Source organism: Microbacterium sp. zg-B185, assembly GCF_030246885.1.
Classification (GTDB): Bacteria; Actinomycetota; Actinomycetes; order Actinomycetales; family Microbacteriaceae; genus Microbacterium.
In genome coordinates this window covers 875,878-891,419 of record NZ_CP126739.1, presented here as the reverse complement: position 1 = coordinate 891,419, position 15,542 = coordinate 875,878, and the positions used below count along the sequence as shown (strand labels likewise).

Here is a 15,542-nt window from a genome sequence, read left to right as displayed (position 1 = left end):
CCGAACGTTGTCCACCTGAGGAGCGTCCACCGCGATTGAGTCCGCACAGGTCTAATGCCGACTCAGGCCGGGTTCTGCCCTTGTCGAGCGTGGTCGGTCAGAGATCCTGGAGTGCATCGCGCACCCGGTCGGCTGCCTCCTGGGGCGTGACGACCGGAAGGCATTGATGTTCCAACGATGCACTCCACTCGGCAGCGGATGGAAGGCGCGTGAAGGAGACCTTGGACGCGCTCGTGTACGGACCCCATCGCCGGAATACCTCGGACGCGGTCGCGTCGATGTACCCCGCCTCGGCGAGGGCCCATAGGTCATAGAGGTCTCGCGGGGCTTCCCGGTCGCTCCACGACGACAGCTTCGATGCGACGAACGCTGCAGGGGTGGAGCACCCTTAAGCGCGCGGGCGGAGCGTCGCTGTAGCGCTGCTCGATATCCACGACCTCGGTCGGCCACGGCGGATAGCCCTCGGACGATAGCAACTGGATCTGCACGCGCACATCGCCCACCTGCATCACGGAGGGATCCGGGTGCCTCGTGTTCTTCAACCGCGGGGTAAACGTCACTGTGCCGAAGCTACGGCGCAGCTGACGGGTGAGGGCGCTCTCGATCTTGTCGGCGATGGCTGATCTGTCGCCGAACGCCATGAGGTCAATATCCTCCGACAGGCGCACGTCTGTGAGGTGCGTGCGGGACAGGGCAGTGCCTCCGAAGAAGACGATGTCGTCGGTGCCCACGCTACTGATGGCGGCGAGTGCGTGTGAGATGACATGGTCCCGGGTGACCTGCTCCGAGTCAACACCGAATGTGTCCTCGATCTTTTCCCGTTCGTCGTCTTCGAGGACCCCTGGGACAGGCGTGGGGAGGACGACTTTGGGAGAGCTGCGTTCAGGGTCGTCGAATCGTCCGTCGACATCCCGAGGGTGGTCTTCGGCTCTCCACTCAGCCATTCGACTTCTCCAGTCGATTCAGCATGTCCCGTGCGCCGGAGGGCACGATGCGCGCGCGCGCGATGATCTCGGCGAACTCGTCCGGCTGGACCTGCGCCGTGAGGTTCTCAATGGCGCCAGCGACTTCGCGGCCGAGCCCTTCGCGATCCGTGCGGCCCAGCAGGTCGAAAAGGGTTTGCTCGGGTGTCGTGACGAGCCCGTCCCCGAGTCCTGTGCGCTCCAGAACGAGCTCGAGGGCCTCCATCCTTCGTGGGACGAACTTGACGAGACCACCTCCCTCGATATTGAGAGGTGCGTATCCGCGCCGGGGCACCGCAACCGTGGCGACCCCGATCGCCCGGGGGATGGCAGCCCAATGGCGTGCGGCGCTGATACCCATGAGCGCGGCTTCTCGAGCGCCAAAGCGGGCAGTCGCAAGCGCGAGGGCGGCCGCCTCCAACGGTGGCTTCCACTTCCGACCATCGCGGCCATCGGGAGGCGCCGTGTAGACACCGTGAGTCAATCGCACCAGCGCGCCCTGCTCGACCAAGCGGTCCGTCGCCCGCCATGTATTCCGGGCCAGCTCGGGCATATCTTTAAGGCGCAGTGTGCGAAGTGGCGCCCGCGCGACAGCGCGCACGATGTCGACGTCCGCGGTCATGATGCCTCCTCTAGTCATCGAAAGTATACGCCCAGCGTAGATTTCCGATGAGTAAATCGCATCAGACGTCTATCCGCGGCTACAAACTCCTCGCCCCATCAATACGCGGTCCCGATCTCCGTCACAACCGCGAAGTCGCATCCTTGACCGCCCGCCGTCCCCTCTTGAGTTCTCACGCCGACGGACTGGACCGACGTCGACCTCTCGACTCACCGCCGAAACGGCGATAACTCGTGTCACAGCGACACTTGCCAGTGATCGCGACAGGCCATCGCCTCGACGGCCCAGCCTCAGCCTGCGCTTGGGAATGTCAATGTCGTTCATGCTCGCTTCGCTGCGCGTGCTCCACATGGACATCCCCGGCTCCGGCCGTGGCTAGCCGCCTATCGAGCCGACGCCCCACCCATGACCCATCAGCAATCGCTCACGTCGGACACTGCGCTGCGCCGATCGCTTGTTCGCTGATTGCCGGAGCGCGAGCAAGACCGTGGTGGGTCAGGAGGCCAAGGGTCCGTGAGCCGGGGGTTTCAGCGTCCGCCGACAACCCTCTCCACCTGCCTCGCGTGACAACAAAATGACAACACTCTTTGAGAATCCATTCGAATCTTGATGATGCAACTCGTCTGTACTCCCGCGGAATCACACGGTTTTCGCAGGTCATCGCCCCCATTAGCCGACCCGAATGAGGTTTCCGGTACCAAAGGTCGCTGGTTCGATTCCAGTCGGGGGCACAGACGTGAAAGGCCGTCCTTCGGGGCGGCTTTTCACATCTCCAGGCGCCGTGGACCCATGCGCCGACGGCAACGAAGATCGGCCCGGAGCCGAGGCCCCGGGCCGATCGTCTGCGATGTTCGGTTTCCGTATCGAGTTCCCTTGCGGGTTCCTTTCGTTTCCGTTTTCTCTCCGCAGGAGTAAAGATACTCAGCCCGGCATGCGCGTCAAGAGTTCGGCGTCAACTCACTTCGACATGAAGCTGAAGGTGAAGGATGAACGGGCATCCGGTGTGCTCCCGCCGCGGCATCCGCGCGTCCTATTCCGCGCTCACGAGCTTCAGGCCCACGATGCAGCCGACCAGTCCCAGGATCAGCAGCAGACGCACGATCGAGAACGGCTCCGCACCGGTGATCATCGCGTAGCCGACAGTCAGCGCGGCGCCGATCCCGACCCACACGGCGTAGGCGGTACCCGTCGAGATGTCGCGCATCGCCCATGCCAGACCGGCCATGCTCGCGGTCAGCGTGACGGCGAAGATCACGCTCGGCCAGAGTTTCGTGAACCCCTCGGACTTGCCGAGCGCGGTGGCCCAGACGGCTTCGAGGACGCCGGATACGACAAGGATGACCCACGACACGGGACTCGCCTCCATGGCCAGTCTTGTCGCTCACCGGGTACTGATCCGTCGTCCGGGGATCCGGGAGAGGATCCGCATTCCAGGCTACCGCGTCGCGCTGCGCACCCGCTGTGCACCGCGGCACGCGTGTGTCAGATGAGGAACAGGCCGTCCAGCAGGCCGGGGTTGTGTGCGTGCACCAGCACGAGGAACACCACCGCATCGAAGAGGAGGTGCACGGTGACCACGTATGTCAGCGACCGGGTGCGCTTGAAGATGTAGGCCTGCAGAAGCGCGAACGGAATTGTCAGCAGCGGTCCCCACGCTTGGTACCCGAGTTCCCAGAGGAACGAGACGAACACGATCGCCTGGAGCAGGTTGGCCTGCCAGTCCGGGAAGTGCCGTCGCAGCAGGGCGAAGACGGTGCAGATGAAGAACAGCTCGTCCCAGATGCCGACGGCGCCCACACCGACGAACAGGCGCGCGATCATTTCCGGTGAGTCCACCACCGGCCAGTTCGTGTAGACACCGGAGGTGATGAAGTAGAACGGCAGGATCAGCCAGCCGAGGGCCAGGACGGCGACCAGCCAGGTCCACTGGAATGCCGTCCAGCGGCCGCCGCCGCGCCACGGGAAGCGGATCGCGTGATCGCGGAAGACGAACCGCGACACCGCATACGGCACGACCACCGCACCGCCCAGCGCGAGGCCGAACCGCAGGAAGGCGAGGTTGTCCAGCTCCGCGGCCAGCGGGATCGCGCTGACGATGAGCATTCCGAGGGTGATCAGGGAGAGGTCCCGCACCAGGCTCGGAGTCCGCGTCTCCGGTGCGCCGACGTTCGCGTGGGCCGCGGCGGCCTCCGAATCCGTGCGCGAGCGCAGCAGCCAGGCGCTCAGCATCCCGGCGGCCAGAAGTGCCCAGCCCAGCCAGGCGATCTGCAGTACGAAGAACGCGGGCGCGGCCAGGCACACCAGCAGGGCGGGGATCAGTCCGACGGAGACCTTGGGGCGGATACCGAGCACGGCGGCGGGGTGAGCGGGCATCTGTTCAGTCTGTCAGCGGATGCGCCAGCTCGTCGTGCGGCATGCGCGCGGCGAGGATCGCGACGATGCCGAACAGGAGCGGAAGGATGCCGGCGCCGATGAAGATCGTCTGCAGGGAGAGCACCTCCGCGAGCGGCCCGGCGATCGCCATGGACAGAGGCATGAGCGCCAGCGAGACGAAGAAGTCCAGGCTGGACACCCGCCCGAGCATGTGTCGCGGGACCCTGCGCTGCAGCAGGGTTCCCCAGATCACGTTGCCGTAGCTGAAGCCGAAGCCGATGATGAAGAGCGAGAGCAGGAGCAGCCAGTACTGGTCGGTGAGTCCGACCACCACGAAGGGCAGGGTGCTGACGCCCCAGACCAGGTTCATCGTGGTCAGGTACCGCCGCGGGAGCTTCCTCGAGGAGACGACGATGGACCCGAGTACCCCGCCGGCTCCGTAGACGGCGAGCAGGAACCCGAACAGGCGCGGATCCTCGCCGACCCGCTCGCGGGTCAGGAACGGCAGCAGCACCTCCTCGGGGCCCACCGCCACGAGCACCCACATGGTGGCGTACAGCAGGGTCCACAGCAGCCACGGGGTACGCACGGTGAACACGACCGCCTCGCGGAGGTCGGCGAACACGCTCGTGTGCACCGGAGCCGCTCCGCCGGCACCGCTGTCCTCGCCCGGGGGGACCGGTTCCGGTCCGAGGAAGAGCAGGATCACGAACGCGGCGCCGTGGGCGACGGCGATCACCACCGCGGCCTGGGCGGGGATCAACGCGGCCAGGAGCATCCCGGCCGCGGCCGGCCCGGCCGCCTGCTGCAAGGCGGGGCGGATGGCGCCTTCCAGCCCGTTCGCCGCCAGAAGCTGGCCGGGCGGCAGGATGCGCGGAAGGATGGCGCTGTACGCGGGGAAGAAGAACCCGGCGCCCGCGCCGAGGACGAAGGCCACCCCGACCAGCTGCACGATGCCGACCGGGCCGTACGCTCCGACGACGACCACGGAGGTGATGGCGAGGAAGTCCGCGAGCGAGACGGTGCGCACGATCAGCCGGCGGGACACCCGGTCCGCCACGATCCCGCCCGGAATCGCGCACACCAGCAGTCCGGTCGCGTTGGCCGCCGCCACCAGCGACAGGTCCAGCGGTCCCCCGCCGACGGCGATGACCGCGTAGACCATGACGACCGCCCACATTCCGGCGGCGAAGATCGACAGCACCACGGCCGCGAACAGGGCGCGGAAATCGCGGTGCGCGAGGGGGCGGAGCACCCGCCAGCGATCGCGGTCCGGCCTCCGATCGGCGGCGGACCCGGCCACCGGAGCGGATGCCGCCTCCTCCGCCTCGCTCATTACCGGTGCTGGCGGACGTAGCTGAGATCGCGGATCGCGCGACCGGCGCGAGCACCCTTGCGTTCGAAGGCCGTCAGGACCCGCCCGTCGAACCGCTCCGCCCAGTCGCCCTGGAATGCGCGCTCGAACTCGGGTGCGGCATCCAGCACCTCTCGCATCTGCCGGGCGTACTGCTCCCAGTCCGTGGCCAGGCGCAGCGTGCCGCCGTCGCGGAGGGCGCCGGTGGCGGTGGTGGCGAACTCGGGGGTGACCAGCCGTCGCTTGGTGTGCTTGTTCTTGTGCCACGGGTCCGGGAAGAACACCCAGAGCTCGTCGACGGATGCCGGCGGCAGCAGATGCTCCAGGACCTCGGGCGCGTTCGCCTCGACCAGGCGCAGGTTCTCGACGGCCGCGCGCTCGGCACCCAGCATGGTCCGCGCCAGCCCGGCGGTGAACACCTCGATCGCGAGGAAGTCCGCCTCCGGGCGGGAGGCGGCCGCGTGGATGATGGCATGGCCCTGTCCTGACCCGATCTCGACGATGAGCGGCGCATCCCGCCCCCACACCTCGCGCGGATCGATCGCCGCGCCGGGGCGCACGCTGGTGGCCGCGTCGTCGCGCGGTGCCTCCAGCACGTACCGCGGGGCGAGGTCCGTCCAGGCGCGCTCCTGCCCATCGGTCATCCGGCCGTTGCGGCGGACGAAGGACACGGGGCGATCGCGGAACGTGGAGGGGTCGGACACCCCTCCAGGCTAACCACGCGCGCCGACTCCGGTATCGCCGGGTCGCTCAGTCGGTGACGAAGTCGATCAGCTCCTCGACGCGGCCGAGCAGGGCCGGGTCCAGGTCCCGGTAGCTGTGCACGCGCGCCAGGATGCGCTGCCAGGCCATGCCCAGATCGGCGGGCGTGTCGGACGGCCAGCCCAGCGCGCGGCAGGTCCCGACCTTGATATCGGTTCCCCGCGGAACGTCCGGCCAGCGCGCAATGCCCATCGCCTTGGGGGTGACGCACTGCCAGACGTCCACGTACGGGTGCCCGACGATGCGGACGAAACGCCCGTGCGGTCCGCGGGCCACCGAATCGGCGATCCGCGATTCCTTCGAACCCGGCACGAGGTGATCGACCAGGACCCCGTAGCGGCGCTCCGCGGTCGGGGGCTCGTTCTGGAGCGTCTCGGCGAGCAGGTCGACGCCCTGCAGGTACTCCACGACGACGCCCTCGGCGCGCAGGTCGGCACCCCACACCTTCTCCACCAACTCGGCATCGTGGCGGCCTTCGACGAGGATTCGGCTGGCCCGCGCCACCCGCGCGCGGGCCTCGGGCGCAGCGAACGATCCGGACGCGGTCCGCTTCGCCGTGCGCGGTGCCGCCGCGACCGCCGGTGCGGTCAGCACCACATCGGCACCGTCGACGAGGAATCCGGGGCCGAGCGGGAACAGCCGGCGGCGCCCGTGCCGGTCTTCGAGCTCGACCAGGCCGGAGGCGACTCCGACGACCGCTCCGCAGAACCCGTCCGCGGCGACCTCGACCACGACATCCCGGGCGGCGGCGAGCACCGGAACCGGTCGCCGATGGGTGTCGCGCCATCCGGCTGCGAGCACGTCTGCCGCGTATCGATCGTCCATCAGTCCTCCGAGGACGACACGCTACCTGCGCCGCGCTCCGGGCGGCCGCTCACACGACGAGGTCGCCGAAACCCGTTCCCTCAGTGGACTCTGCGGCCGCGGACGGCGACCGCTGCGCTGCCGGCCAGGATGAGCAGGACGCCGACGACGATCGGCCACGCCGCGAGGGTCGGGGCTCCGGATTCCGCCAGCATCCGCGGAGCGGCGCTGGGCTCGGATGCCGCGGGCACGGTCACGGGGTCCACGCCGCCCTCGGGCACCGGGGTCGCCGGCGTCGCCGGCGGGAGGGACTGAAGCGGGGCGCCGACCGGAGGCAGCACGGCGGTGACCCGTGCGGTCTCGTTCCCGGGCCGCATGCAGGACGCCTCCAGCAGCACGCTCGAGAGCGGTCCGGGATCGTTCGCGGCCAGCCATGCGCTGATCCCCCGCAGCTGCCACGCGACCGGCCCGTCGTCGGACCCCGGCATGGTCTCCAGCCTCATCGGCACCTCCACGACGCCGCCGTCCCCGGTCGGACTCTGCAACGTGGAGGCGAGCAGGAGTGCTCCGTCGGCCGGACACCCCGCCACCGTGAGGGAGCCATGGTCGCCCGGCGCCCGAAGGTCCTCGACGCTCAGGCCGGCCGGAAGGTGCAGGACCAGGTCGATGGGAAGCGCGGGCGCGGTCTCTGCGGCGGCGGCGGGTGAACCGGTCAGCACCAGCAGCGCCGCAGTGAGCACCGATCCCGACGATGCGACGATGGAAAGTACGGACATGGTCCCCCTCTGTCGAATTCTCAGTATTGCTGATATTCGGCCGTTCCCAGCGGCGCCGGATGGCGTTCCGGTGCGGCCGCAGCCGAGGGAGCGTTCGCGGTCCGAGCACCGGTCCCCGCGCTCGCCTCCCGCCCACGGGTTGCATAGACTCGATGCCCGGGGCATGCGCCGCGCGTCCCCGAGGAGGGAACGATGCGTGCGCGATGGGCAGTGGCGCTCACGACGGCTCTCACCCTGCTGTTCGCGGGCGCGTCCGGCACCGCGTCGGCGACGGACCCGGTCACACTCGGCGCGGGGTACGTGCTCGATGACGTCGGCGCACTCTCCAGCGCCCAGGCGAACCAGGCTCAAACCCGCCTCGAGCAGCTCAAAGCCGACACCGGGGTCGACCTGTGGGTCGTGTTCGTCGACGAGTTCACCGATCCCACCAGTTCAGAGGATTGGGCGAACACGACCGCCGAGATCAACGGGCTCGGCCCCACGCAGTATCTGCTGGCGGTCGCGACCGAAACCCGTCAGTTCTACATCTCGGGCGACTCCGAAGGCCCGGTGACCTTCGAGCAGCTCGGAACGATCGAGCAGGCCGTGCAGCCCCGCCTGGCCGACGAGGACTGGGTGGGCGCCGTCGACACCGCTGCGGCGGGCTTCTCCGACGCTGCCGACGGTGGGTCCGGATCCGGCGCCGTCGGAGGAGGCTTTCCCACGGGTCTGATCATCTTCCTGGTGATCGCCGCGATCGCGGTCGTGGCGATCGTCCTGGTGCTGCGCAACCGGCGCAGAAGGGGACAGGTCGCCGGTGGGGCGGAACCCGCGATCGAACGGATCGACGTCAAGGAGCTCGCCCGCCGTGCGTCATCGGCCCTGGTCCACACCGACGACGCCGTCAAGACGAGTGAGCAGGAGCTCGGTTTCGCCAGGGCTCAGTTCGGCGACGCGGCCACCGTCGAATTCCAGCAGGCGCTGCAGAAGGCGCACGAGAACCTCAACACGGCGTTCACTCTCAAGCAGCAGCTGGATGACACGACCGAGGACACCGACGAGCAGACCCGCGCGTGGAACACCGAGATCATCCGGCTGTGCGAAGAGGCCAACGCGGGCCTGGACGACAAGGCCGCCGCGTTCGACGAACTGCGCCGGCTCGAGCAGAACGCCCCGGAGGCCCTCGCGCGCGTGAAGACCCAGCGCGATCGGGCCGCGGCATCCATCGAAGAGGCGGCGGCGCACCTGCGTACGCTGTCCGCCGCCTACGCGCCCGAAGCGCTGGCGACCGTTGCCGACAACGCCCAGCAGGCAAGCCAGCGCATCGTATTCGCCGACGAGCAGCTGGCCGCTGCGGATGCCGCGATCGGGGCGGGCAGATCCGGTGAGGCCGCCGTGAGCATCCGTGCCGCAGAGGAATCGGTCGGCCAGGCCGTCCTTCTCGAGGAGGCGATCGACAAGCTCGGCCGGGATCTCGCCGAGGGCGACCGCAGCGCCGCGGAGCTGATCATCGAACTCGAAGGCGACATCGCCACGGCATCCGCCCTTCCCGACACCGACGGCCGCGTCGCGGCGGCGATCGCGGCGACGCGGCAGCAGGTGGACGCGGCCAAGGCGAACCTCGCCTCCTCCGCGCGCCGGCCACTGCAGACCCTGCAGAGCCTGGAGGCCGCCAACGCCCAGATCGACGGCGTCGTGGCGGGCGTGCGGGACGCGGCGGCCAAGGCGCAGCGTGCCCGGCAGATGGTGGGCCAGCAGATCATGCAGGCCCAGGCGCAGGTCTCTGCGGCCGAGGATTACATCACCGCGCGACGCGGCGCGATCGGGGCGGCGGCGCGCACGCGACTGGCCGAAGCGGGCGCGGCGCTGGCCCAGGCGCAGCAGCTGCAGGCGGCCGATCCGGAGCAGGCGCTGCAGTACGCGCAGCGCGCCAATCAGCTCGCCGGCCAGGCGATCCAACACGCTCAGACCGACGTCGGCGCATTTCAGGGCGGCGGGATGGGCGGCATGCTCGGCGGACTCGGCGGCGGCAGTCGCGGCGGAGACAGCGGCGGCATGCTCGGCGCGATCCTGGGCGGCATCGTGATCAACTCGATGCTCGGTGGCGGCTCCGGCCGCGGGTCCTCCGGGGGCATGGGCGGCATGCGCGGCGGGGGCGGGCGCAGCCGGATCAGTCCGGGCAGCTTCGGCGGCGGCGGCACCCGCGGTCGCCGAGGGGGTGGTCGCTTCTGAGCACGCCCCGCGCCACGGATTCCCGCAGACTCGTCACACACGTACGTTCCCGAATCATCGATAGGAAGGAAACACGGATGGCAAAGCAGTCCATCTTCGGTCGCATCTCGACCCTCCTGAGGGCGAACATCAACTCGATGCTCGACTCCGCCGAGGACCCTCAGAAGATGCTCGACCAGCTCGTCCGCGACTACTCGAACAGCATCGCCGATGCCGAGGCGGCGATCGCAGAGACGATCGGCAACCTCCGTCTTCTCGAGCGCGACCACGAGGAAGACATCCAGGAAGCCACCGAGTGGGGCAACAAGGCACTCGCTGCCAGCCGGAAGGCCGATCAGCTGCGCGCCGCGGGTTCCACGGCCGACGCGGACAAGTTCGACAACCTGGCCAAGATCGCCCTCCAGCGCCAGATCGGCTCGGAGCGCGAGGCGCGGGCGGTCGAGCCGACGATCGCGTCGCAGAGCGAGGTGGTCGCCAAGCTCAAGGACGGCCTCAACGGCATGAAGCAGAAGCTCGAGCAGCTGCGCAGCAAGCGGAGCGAGCTGCTCGCGCGTGCGAAGACCGCCGAGGCGCAGAACAAGGTCCACGACGCCGTCAAATCCATCGACGTGCTCGATCCGACCAGCGAGCTGGGCCGGTTCGAGGACAAGATCCGTCGGCAGGAGGCACTCGCTCAGGGCAAGGAGGAGCTGGCTGCTTCCAGTCTGGATGCGCAGTTCAACAGCCTCGAGGACCTGGGCGAGCTCAGCGAGGTGGAAACGCGTCTGGCCGAGTTGAAGTCCGGTGCTCCCGGACAGCAGGCGATCGACGCGCCGACGGCGCCGTAGACGCCGTAAGCAGCAGGAGCGAACGGGCGGATCCCTTCCGGGGCTCCGCCCGTTCTCCGTCAGCGGAAGCAGAGCGTGCGGCGCGTACGCGAGCACGGCGGACCTGCGGGAGGATGAGGACATGGCCCGATTCGTGATCGTCCCGCAGTGGCAGGGATCGCCTTCTTCCCGCGCGATGCAGCTCATCGACGGCGCGCAGGCGATCGCCGGGGATCTGCCCCGCGCCTCCTCCACCACCATCGAGGTGCCACTCGAGGCGGGCGAGACCATCGGAACCGGGGTGCAGCGCTACAGCACGCTGCGCCGCACCCGGGATCAGGTCGACCTCGAACTCGCGCCCCATTCCGAGCCGGTCATGCTCATCGGCGGCGACTGCGGGATCGCGGTCGGCGGTGTCGGGCACGCCGTGCGGCGGCATCCCGAGCTGGCCGTGGTGTGGCTGGACGCGCACCCGGATCTGCATGCTCCGGACTCCTCACCGTCCGGGGCGTTCAGCGGCATGACCTTGCGCGCGATCTTGGGCGAGGGCGCGGACGGCCTCGGCCTGGCATCCGGTGACGTACCGGCCGCTCGCGTCGTGATCGCGGGCGCGCGGCAGTACGAGCCCGCCGAGGAGGTCGCCGTCGCGGATCTCGGACTGCGCACGCTGGATGCTGCGACCCTCAGCCGGCACGGTGCCCTCGCGGAGGCGGTCACGGCGACCGGAGCGACGGCCGTCTACATCCACGTCGACCTGGACGTCCTGGACCCGGCGGCGATGGCCGGCGTGACGGCGTCGGTACCGTTCGGCGTCCCGCTCGCGGACCTGCTCGGGTCGATCGCGGAGGTGCGCGCCGCACTGCCGCTCGCCGGATCGAGCATCACCGGCTTCGCCCCGCCCTCGCCGACGGCGGCGGTCGAGGACCTCGGCACGATCCTGAGAATCGTCGGGGCCCTGGCGTGAGCCCGATCCCGAGCCCTCCGGCCGGATGGCGCGCGGAGGCCGATCGCGCCGTCGCGCGAGGCAGGCGCCTGGATCGGTTCCTGCCGTTCCTCGACTCGCCCGTCAGCCACGCCGGCTACCTCTACGGCACTGTGGTGGGCTGGATCTGGGGGGCGATGTGGAGCACCGGGCGCATCGAACGACGCGCAGGACTGTGGGTGTTCCGCGGGCTGCCGCGCTGGGCCTACCGCCGAGGCGGGGTGTGCGTGGGCGGGTGCTACCTGACCGGGGATGCGCCGGTCACCGAGCGGGTGCTCGCCCACGAGGCGGTCCACGCGCGCCAGTGGCGCACCTACGGGTTCCTGATGCCCCTGCTGTACCTGCTGGCCGGGCGCGACCCGCTGCGCAACCGGTTCGAGATCGAAGCAGGGCTGGAGGACGGCAACTACGTGCCCCGTTCCCGGCCCGGCCGGTCATCCCCCGCCTGAGCCGGCCGATTCACGCGACGGCGGCCCGACCCACGCGCAGCACCTGACGGCCGAGGACGATCACGACCGCCAGCGGGAATGCGATCCAGAACGCGTTAGGAAGCACCGCGACCATGAGGAAGCCGACGAGGTCGCCGCGCTCGAGCGACTGCCGCGTCATCTCCAGACCGCTGGAGATCTCCACCAGGAAATAGATCACGGTCTTCCAGAAGGTCGCGACCGTCACGACCAGAGCGACCACGACGCCCGACCAGCGCCTCGCGTGCGCCAGAGCCCACACGATGACGATGACCTCGAGCAGGTTCGCCCAGCTCTGCGCACTGCCGAACGCGTCGAACTGCGCATAGCGGTGGTCGAATGATCCGTAGAACACATGGCCCGGCCACATCGCCGCCAGCGGGCCGCCCTCGTGCGACAGCGGGCCGAGCAGGACGTAGCACGCGTCGTAGGTCTGGATGATCGCTGAGACCGTGAGCCAGACGATCACCCACCTGGGGAGGCGCAGGTCGCGCGGATCGACGCGGACGGGAGCGGGGATGGGCGGAACTGCCGTCATGCCGCGAGTGTAGCGACGGGGCGCCAGTGGGAGCGGCGCCGCGCGGCGAAGCTCCGGGGCTCAGCGCGCGGTGGCCAGCCCGAAGCGCTCCGGCGTGTGGATGCTGTCCGCTGCGACGCCGTTGCGGTCGGTCAGGTGGTCCACGATGTCGGCCGTTCCGAGGTAGCCGCCCAGCAGGAAGATCCGCGTGTGGTCATCGTCCGTGCAGAGCATCTCGTCGGCCCATGCCGTCACCGCACGCGCCAGCGCCTGTCCCGGCGTGCAGGCCCGACCCGACCCCGGCGACCCGGTGCGCGCGGCGCGATCGAGCCAGGTCACCACCATTCGGCTGGGCACGTGCAGGTCGTCCTGTCCGTCGCCACCGAACCAGGACGCGTCCGGAACCTCGATGAACACGCGGCCGGTCGAGCAGATCGGCAGCGTGGCAAGCAGAGCCTCCAGCTCGGCGAGCGAGGACTCGTCCGCCGTGATCAAATGCTGGACGCGCGTGTGCCGCGAGGCGCGGCAGGCGGCGGCGTTGTGCTCGGTGCTGGTGATCATGGCACCTTCACTATACCCCTGGGCAAGGGTTGCCTAACCTTGGTTGCGGCGAATCTGCCGGCGCCGGGACGGTCAGTCCGCGCGCAGGAGCACCCGGCGCAGCTCGGTCAGCTCCCCTTCGCTCAGCCCGTGCGCCAAGAGGTAGTCGGCTGCCGACCCGTACCCGGCCATGACGCGGGACAGCAGCGTCCGCATGACCGGCGCCGGTGACCGCGTCGCGAGATCTTCGAGGTGGATCGCCTCGGGGTGCAGGCGCCGCAGGAGCTGGACGACGTGCCGGTTGCGCCATTGCGGCAGAAGAGCCTCGGTGCGGGCGTAGTCCGCGACGATCGCGTCCTCATCCACGCCGGCCGCGGCCAGGGCGAGCGCCACCGTGACGCCGGTGCGGTCCTTCCCGACGGTGCAGTGCACCAGCACCGGCTGATCGGCGACGATGCCGCGCACCACATCGACCACACGGGTCGAGGAGTCCTCGACCAGTCGCCGGTACATCTCATCCAGCGAGATGTCCTCCTCGAACATCGATGCCACCGAGCCGAGGAACAGCGGCACCCGCTGGGTGCGCAGAGTCAGGCCCCCGAGCCGGCTGGGCGCGTGCACGACCTCGTCATCCGCACGCAGGTCGATGATGCGACGTATGCCGAGTCCGCCCAGCGCGATCACGCCGTCGTCCTCGAGACCGGCCAGGTTCCCCGAGCGGTAGAGGACTCCGGAGCGGGTGCGCGCAGCGCCCGCCGGAAGACCTCCGACGTCGCGGAAGTTGACGGCGCCACGGACGACCGGATCGGCGGGTGCGCTCACCACACCGCGCCGGACGCGGCGTCGCGGTCCTCCCCCGCCATGTCCTCGCGGGACGGAACACTGTACCGGCCGGCGATGGCGACGCGGTTGAAGGCGTTGATCGCGACCAGGATCCAGCTCAAGGCGACGTACTCGCTCTCGGTGAGGATGCCACCGACGCGGTTGTAGACCTCGTCCGGGATGCCCTCGTCCGAAACGAACGTGAACGACTCCGCCAGCTCGAGTCCGGCCCGCTCGCGTTCGGTGAACACGCCGGACTCACGCCACACCGGCAGCTGCGCGATGGTGTCGGCGGTGACCCCGGCCTTCTCGGCCCGTTCCAGATGCACCCGGACGCAGTACGCGCAACCGTTCAGCTGCGACACGTGGATCTGCACGAGCTCCCGGAGGCGCGCATCGATCCCCGCATCATCGGCGATCCCGCCGACGGTCTTGGAGAACGCGGACAGGGTCTTGTACGCCTCCGGTGCCGACTTGGAGAGGTGTACCCGCGCCAGTTCGCTCATGCGTTCAGCCTACTCAGCGGCACCGAGCACACGGGAAGGGCACAATGACATGGTGAGCGAACCCATCGACGAGTTCTCCTTCCTGCCCGAGCAGGCCGCCGACGCCGGGATCGCGGCGCAGATCCCCCCCGCCGAGCGGCTGGAGCTGGCCCTCGCAGACGGCCGCACGCTGAGCGCGGTGCGCTACGGCCAGGCGCCTCCGGTCCTGACCTTCCTGCACGGCGCCGGTCTGAACGCGCACACCTGGGACACGACGATCCTCGCGCTCGGCATGCCCGCTCTCGCGATCGACCTGCCCGGCCACGGCGACTCCTCATGGCGCGCCGACTTCGCCTACACGGGTCGCGTCCTGGCCCCCGATGTCGTCGCCGCCCTCGAGGCGTGGACCGATGCCCCGCAGATCCTGGTCGGCCACTCGCTCGGCGGGCTCACCGCAGCGGCCGTCGCGGCATCCCGCCCCGATCTGGTCAGACAGCTGGTGATCCTCGACATCACCCCGGGCGTGAACCCGAACGCCGGGCCCGCCCAGATCCGGGACTTCTTCGCCGGACCCGTCGACTGGTCATCGCGCGATGAGCTCGTGGACCGCGCGATGGCGTTCGGCCTCGGCGGCACCCGCCGCGCGGCCGAGCGCGGGGTCTACTTCAATTCGCGCGTCCGGGCGGACGGACGGGTGGAATGGAAGCACCATTTCGCCCACCTCGCAGCGGCGCCGGCGGACCGGCCGGCATCCCCGGATGCCGCATCCGGCGCGGCCGCGTCTGCTCAGCCGGCCACGTCGGATGCCGTCTCGGCGGTGCTGTCCGCGACCGGCTGGGACGACCTGGCCGAGGTTCGCGCGCCGATCGCCCTGCTGCGCGGCGACCACGGCTACGTCACCGACCAGGACGCCGCGGAATTCGCGGAGCGCGTTCCCGCGGCATCCCTGACTGTCCTGCCTTCGGGCCACAATCTGCAGGAAGAGGTCCCGGTTGGGCTGGCCGAGCACCTGCGGACCATCGCGGGGAAGGGTTAACACTTGTATTGCGTTCCGCGTAA

Annotated in this window: 18 protein-coding genes and 1 riboswitch; of the genes, 5 read left to right on the top strand and 13 right to left on the bottom strand. The window is 69.6% G+C overall.

Features of this window, described 5'->3' with window-relative positions:
* Window positions 1–97 precede the first annotated feature (97 nt).
* The 9 genes from QNO12_RS17000 to QNO12_RS04135 all read right to left on the bottom strand — a co-directional run bounded on the left by QNO12_RS17000 (window position 98) and on the right by QNO12_RS04135 (window position 7,653).
* A complete protein-coding gene (locus QNO12_RS17000) occupies window positions 98–352 on the bottom strand; it encodes a nucleotidyl transferase AbiEii/AbiGii toxin family protein (protein WP_350338530.1) in 255 nt (84 codons plus the stop codon).
* Window positions 309–944 (bottom strand): nucleotidyl transferase AbiEii/AbiGii toxin family protein, encoded by a 636-nt coding sequence (locus tag QNO12_RS04170; RefSeq protein ID WP_257502822.1) that lies wholly within the window; start codon window positions 942–944, stop codon window positions 309–311. Before QNO12_RS04170 ends, QNO12_RS17000 begins: the two co-directional genes overlap by 44 nt.
* Window positions 937–1,584 carry a type IV toxin-antitoxin system AbiEi family antitoxin gene (locus tag QNO12_RS04165; RefSeq protein WP_257502823.1) on the bottom strand — a complete coding sequence of 216 codons (648 nt, stop codon included), beginning with the start codon at window positions 1,582–1,584 and terminating at the stop codon, window positions 937–939. The genes QNO12_RS04170 and QNO12_RS04165 overlap by 8 nt, the downstream gene beginning before the upstream one ends.
* 1,030 nt (window positions 1,585–2,614) lie before the next feature.
* Complete coding sequence (locus tag QNO12_RS04160; RefSeq protein ID WP_257502824.1) at window positions 2,615–2,935, bottom strand: DMT family transporter; 321 nt, start codon at window positions 2,933–2,935, stop codon at window positions 2,615–2,617.
* Between the two features lie 12 nt (window positions 2,936–2,947).
* Window positions 2,948–3,012, bottom strand: a riboswitch (guanidine-III (ykkC-III) riboswitch).
* Between the two features lie 54 nt (window positions 3,013–3,066).
* Window positions 3,067–3,957, bottom strand: coding sequence for a CPBP family intramembrane glutamic endopeptidase (locus tag QNO12_RS04155; protein WP_257502825.1), 891 nt, complete (start codon window positions 3,955–3,957; stop codon window positions 3,067–3,069).
* Between the two features lie 4 nt (window positions 3,958–3,961).
* Window positions 3,962–5,293 (bottom strand): MFS transporter, encoded by a 1,332-nt coding sequence (locus QNO12_RS04150; protein WP_257502826.1) that lies wholly within the window; start codon window positions 5,291–5,293, stop codon window positions 3,962–3,964.
* Window positions 5,293–5,955 carry a tRNA (guanosine(46)-N7)-methyltransferase TrmB gene (gene trmB / locus QNO12_RS04145; RefSeq protein ID WP_257502972.1) on the bottom strand — a complete coding sequence of 221 codons (663 nt, stop codon included), beginning with the start codon at window positions 5,953–5,955 and terminating at the stop codon, window positions 5,293–5,295. The genes QNO12_RS04150 and trmB overlap by 1 nt, the downstream gene beginning before the upstream one ends.
* A 106-nt stretch (window positions 5,956–6,061) precedes the next feature.
* Window positions 6,062–6,898 carry a DUF3097 family protein gene (locus QNO12_RS04140; protein ID WP_257502827.1) on the bottom strand — a complete coding sequence of 279 codons (837 nt, stop codon included), beginning with the start codon at window positions 6,896–6,898 and terminating at the stop codon, window positions 6,062–6,064.
* A gap of 80 nt (window positions 6,899–6,978) precedes the next feature.
* Complete coding sequence (locus QNO12_RS04135) at window positions 6,979–7,653, bottom strand: hypothetical protein (RefSeq protein ID WP_257502828.1); 675 nt, start codon at window positions 7,651–7,653, stop codon at window positions 6,979–6,981.
* Between the two features lie 192 nt (window positions 7,654–7,845).
* Between QNO12_RS04135 and QNO12_RS04130 the strand changes: the two genes are divergently transcribed.
* The 4 genes from QNO12_RS04130 (at window position 7,846) to QNO12_RS04115 (ending at window position 12,101) form a co-directional block, all read left to right on the top strand.
* Window positions 7,846–9,864, top strand: a complete 2,019-nt coding sequence (locus QNO12_RS04130; RefSeq protein WP_257502829.1) for a TPM domain-containing protein — start codon at window positions 7,846–7,848, stop codon at window positions 9,862–9,864.
* Between the two features lie 77 nt (window positions 9,865–9,941).
* On the top strand, window positions 9,942–10,691 hold the full coding sequence (locus QNO12_RS04125; protein WP_257502830.1) for a PspA/IM30 family protein: 750 nt from the start codon (window positions 9,942–9,944) through the stop codon (window positions 10,689–10,691).
* A gap of 121 nt (window positions 10,692–10,812) precedes the next feature.
* Window positions 10,813–11,634 carry an arginase family protein gene (locus tag QNO12_RS04120; protein WP_257502831.1) on the top strand — a complete coding sequence of 274 codons (822 nt, stop codon included), beginning with the start codon at window positions 10,813–10,815 and terminating at the stop codon, window positions 11,632–11,634.
* A complete protein-coding gene (locus tag QNO12_RS04115; protein WP_257502832.1) occupies window positions 11,631–12,101 on the top strand; it encodes a Fe-S oxidoreductase in 471 nt (156 codons plus the stop codon). The genes QNO12_RS04120 and QNO12_RS04115 overlap by 4 nt, the downstream gene beginning before the upstream one ends.
* A gap of 10 nt (window positions 12,102–12,111) precedes the next feature.
* Here the strand turns inward: QNO12_RS04115 and QNO12_RS04110 are convergent, their stop codons facing one another.
* The 4 genes from QNO12_RS04110 to QNO12_RS04095 form a co-directional block, all read right to left on the bottom strand.
* Window positions 12,112–12,657 carry a hypothetical protein gene (locus QNO12_RS04110; protein ID WP_257502833.1) on the bottom strand — a complete coding sequence of 182 codons (546 nt, stop codon included), beginning with the start codon at window positions 12,655–12,657 and terminating at the stop codon, window positions 12,112–12,114.
* Between the two features lie 60 nt (window positions 12,658–12,717).
* Window positions 12,718–13,197 (bottom strand): SIP domain-containing protein, encoded by a 480-nt coding sequence (locus tag QNO12_RS04105; RefSeq protein WP_257502834.1) that lies wholly within the window; start codon window positions 13,195–13,197, stop codon window positions 12,718–12,720.
* A gap of 72 nt (window positions 13,198–13,269) precedes the next feature.
* Window positions 13,270–13,998, bottom strand: a complete 729-nt coding sequence (locus QNO12_RS04100) for a tyrosine-protein phosphatase (RefSeq protein WP_257502835.1) — start codon at window positions 13,996–13,998, stop codon at window positions 13,270–13,272.
* A complete protein-coding gene (locus QNO12_RS04095) occupies window positions 13,995–14,504 on the bottom strand; it encodes a carboxymuconolactone decarboxylase family protein (RefSeq protein WP_257502836.1) in 510 nt (169 codons plus the stop codon). Before QNO12_RS04095 ends, QNO12_RS04100 begins: the two co-directional genes overlap by 4 nt.
* 49 nt (window positions 14,505–14,553) lie before the next feature.
* Here QNO12_RS04095 and QNO12_RS04090 point away from each other — a divergent pair, with 49 nt between their 5' ends.
* Complete coding sequence (locus QNO12_RS04090) at window positions 14,554–15,519, top strand: alpha/beta hydrolase (RefSeq protein WP_257502837.1); 966 nt, start codon at window positions 14,554–14,556, stop codon at window positions 15,517–15,519.
* The last annotated feature ends 23 nt before the right edge of the window (window positions 15,520–15,542 follow it).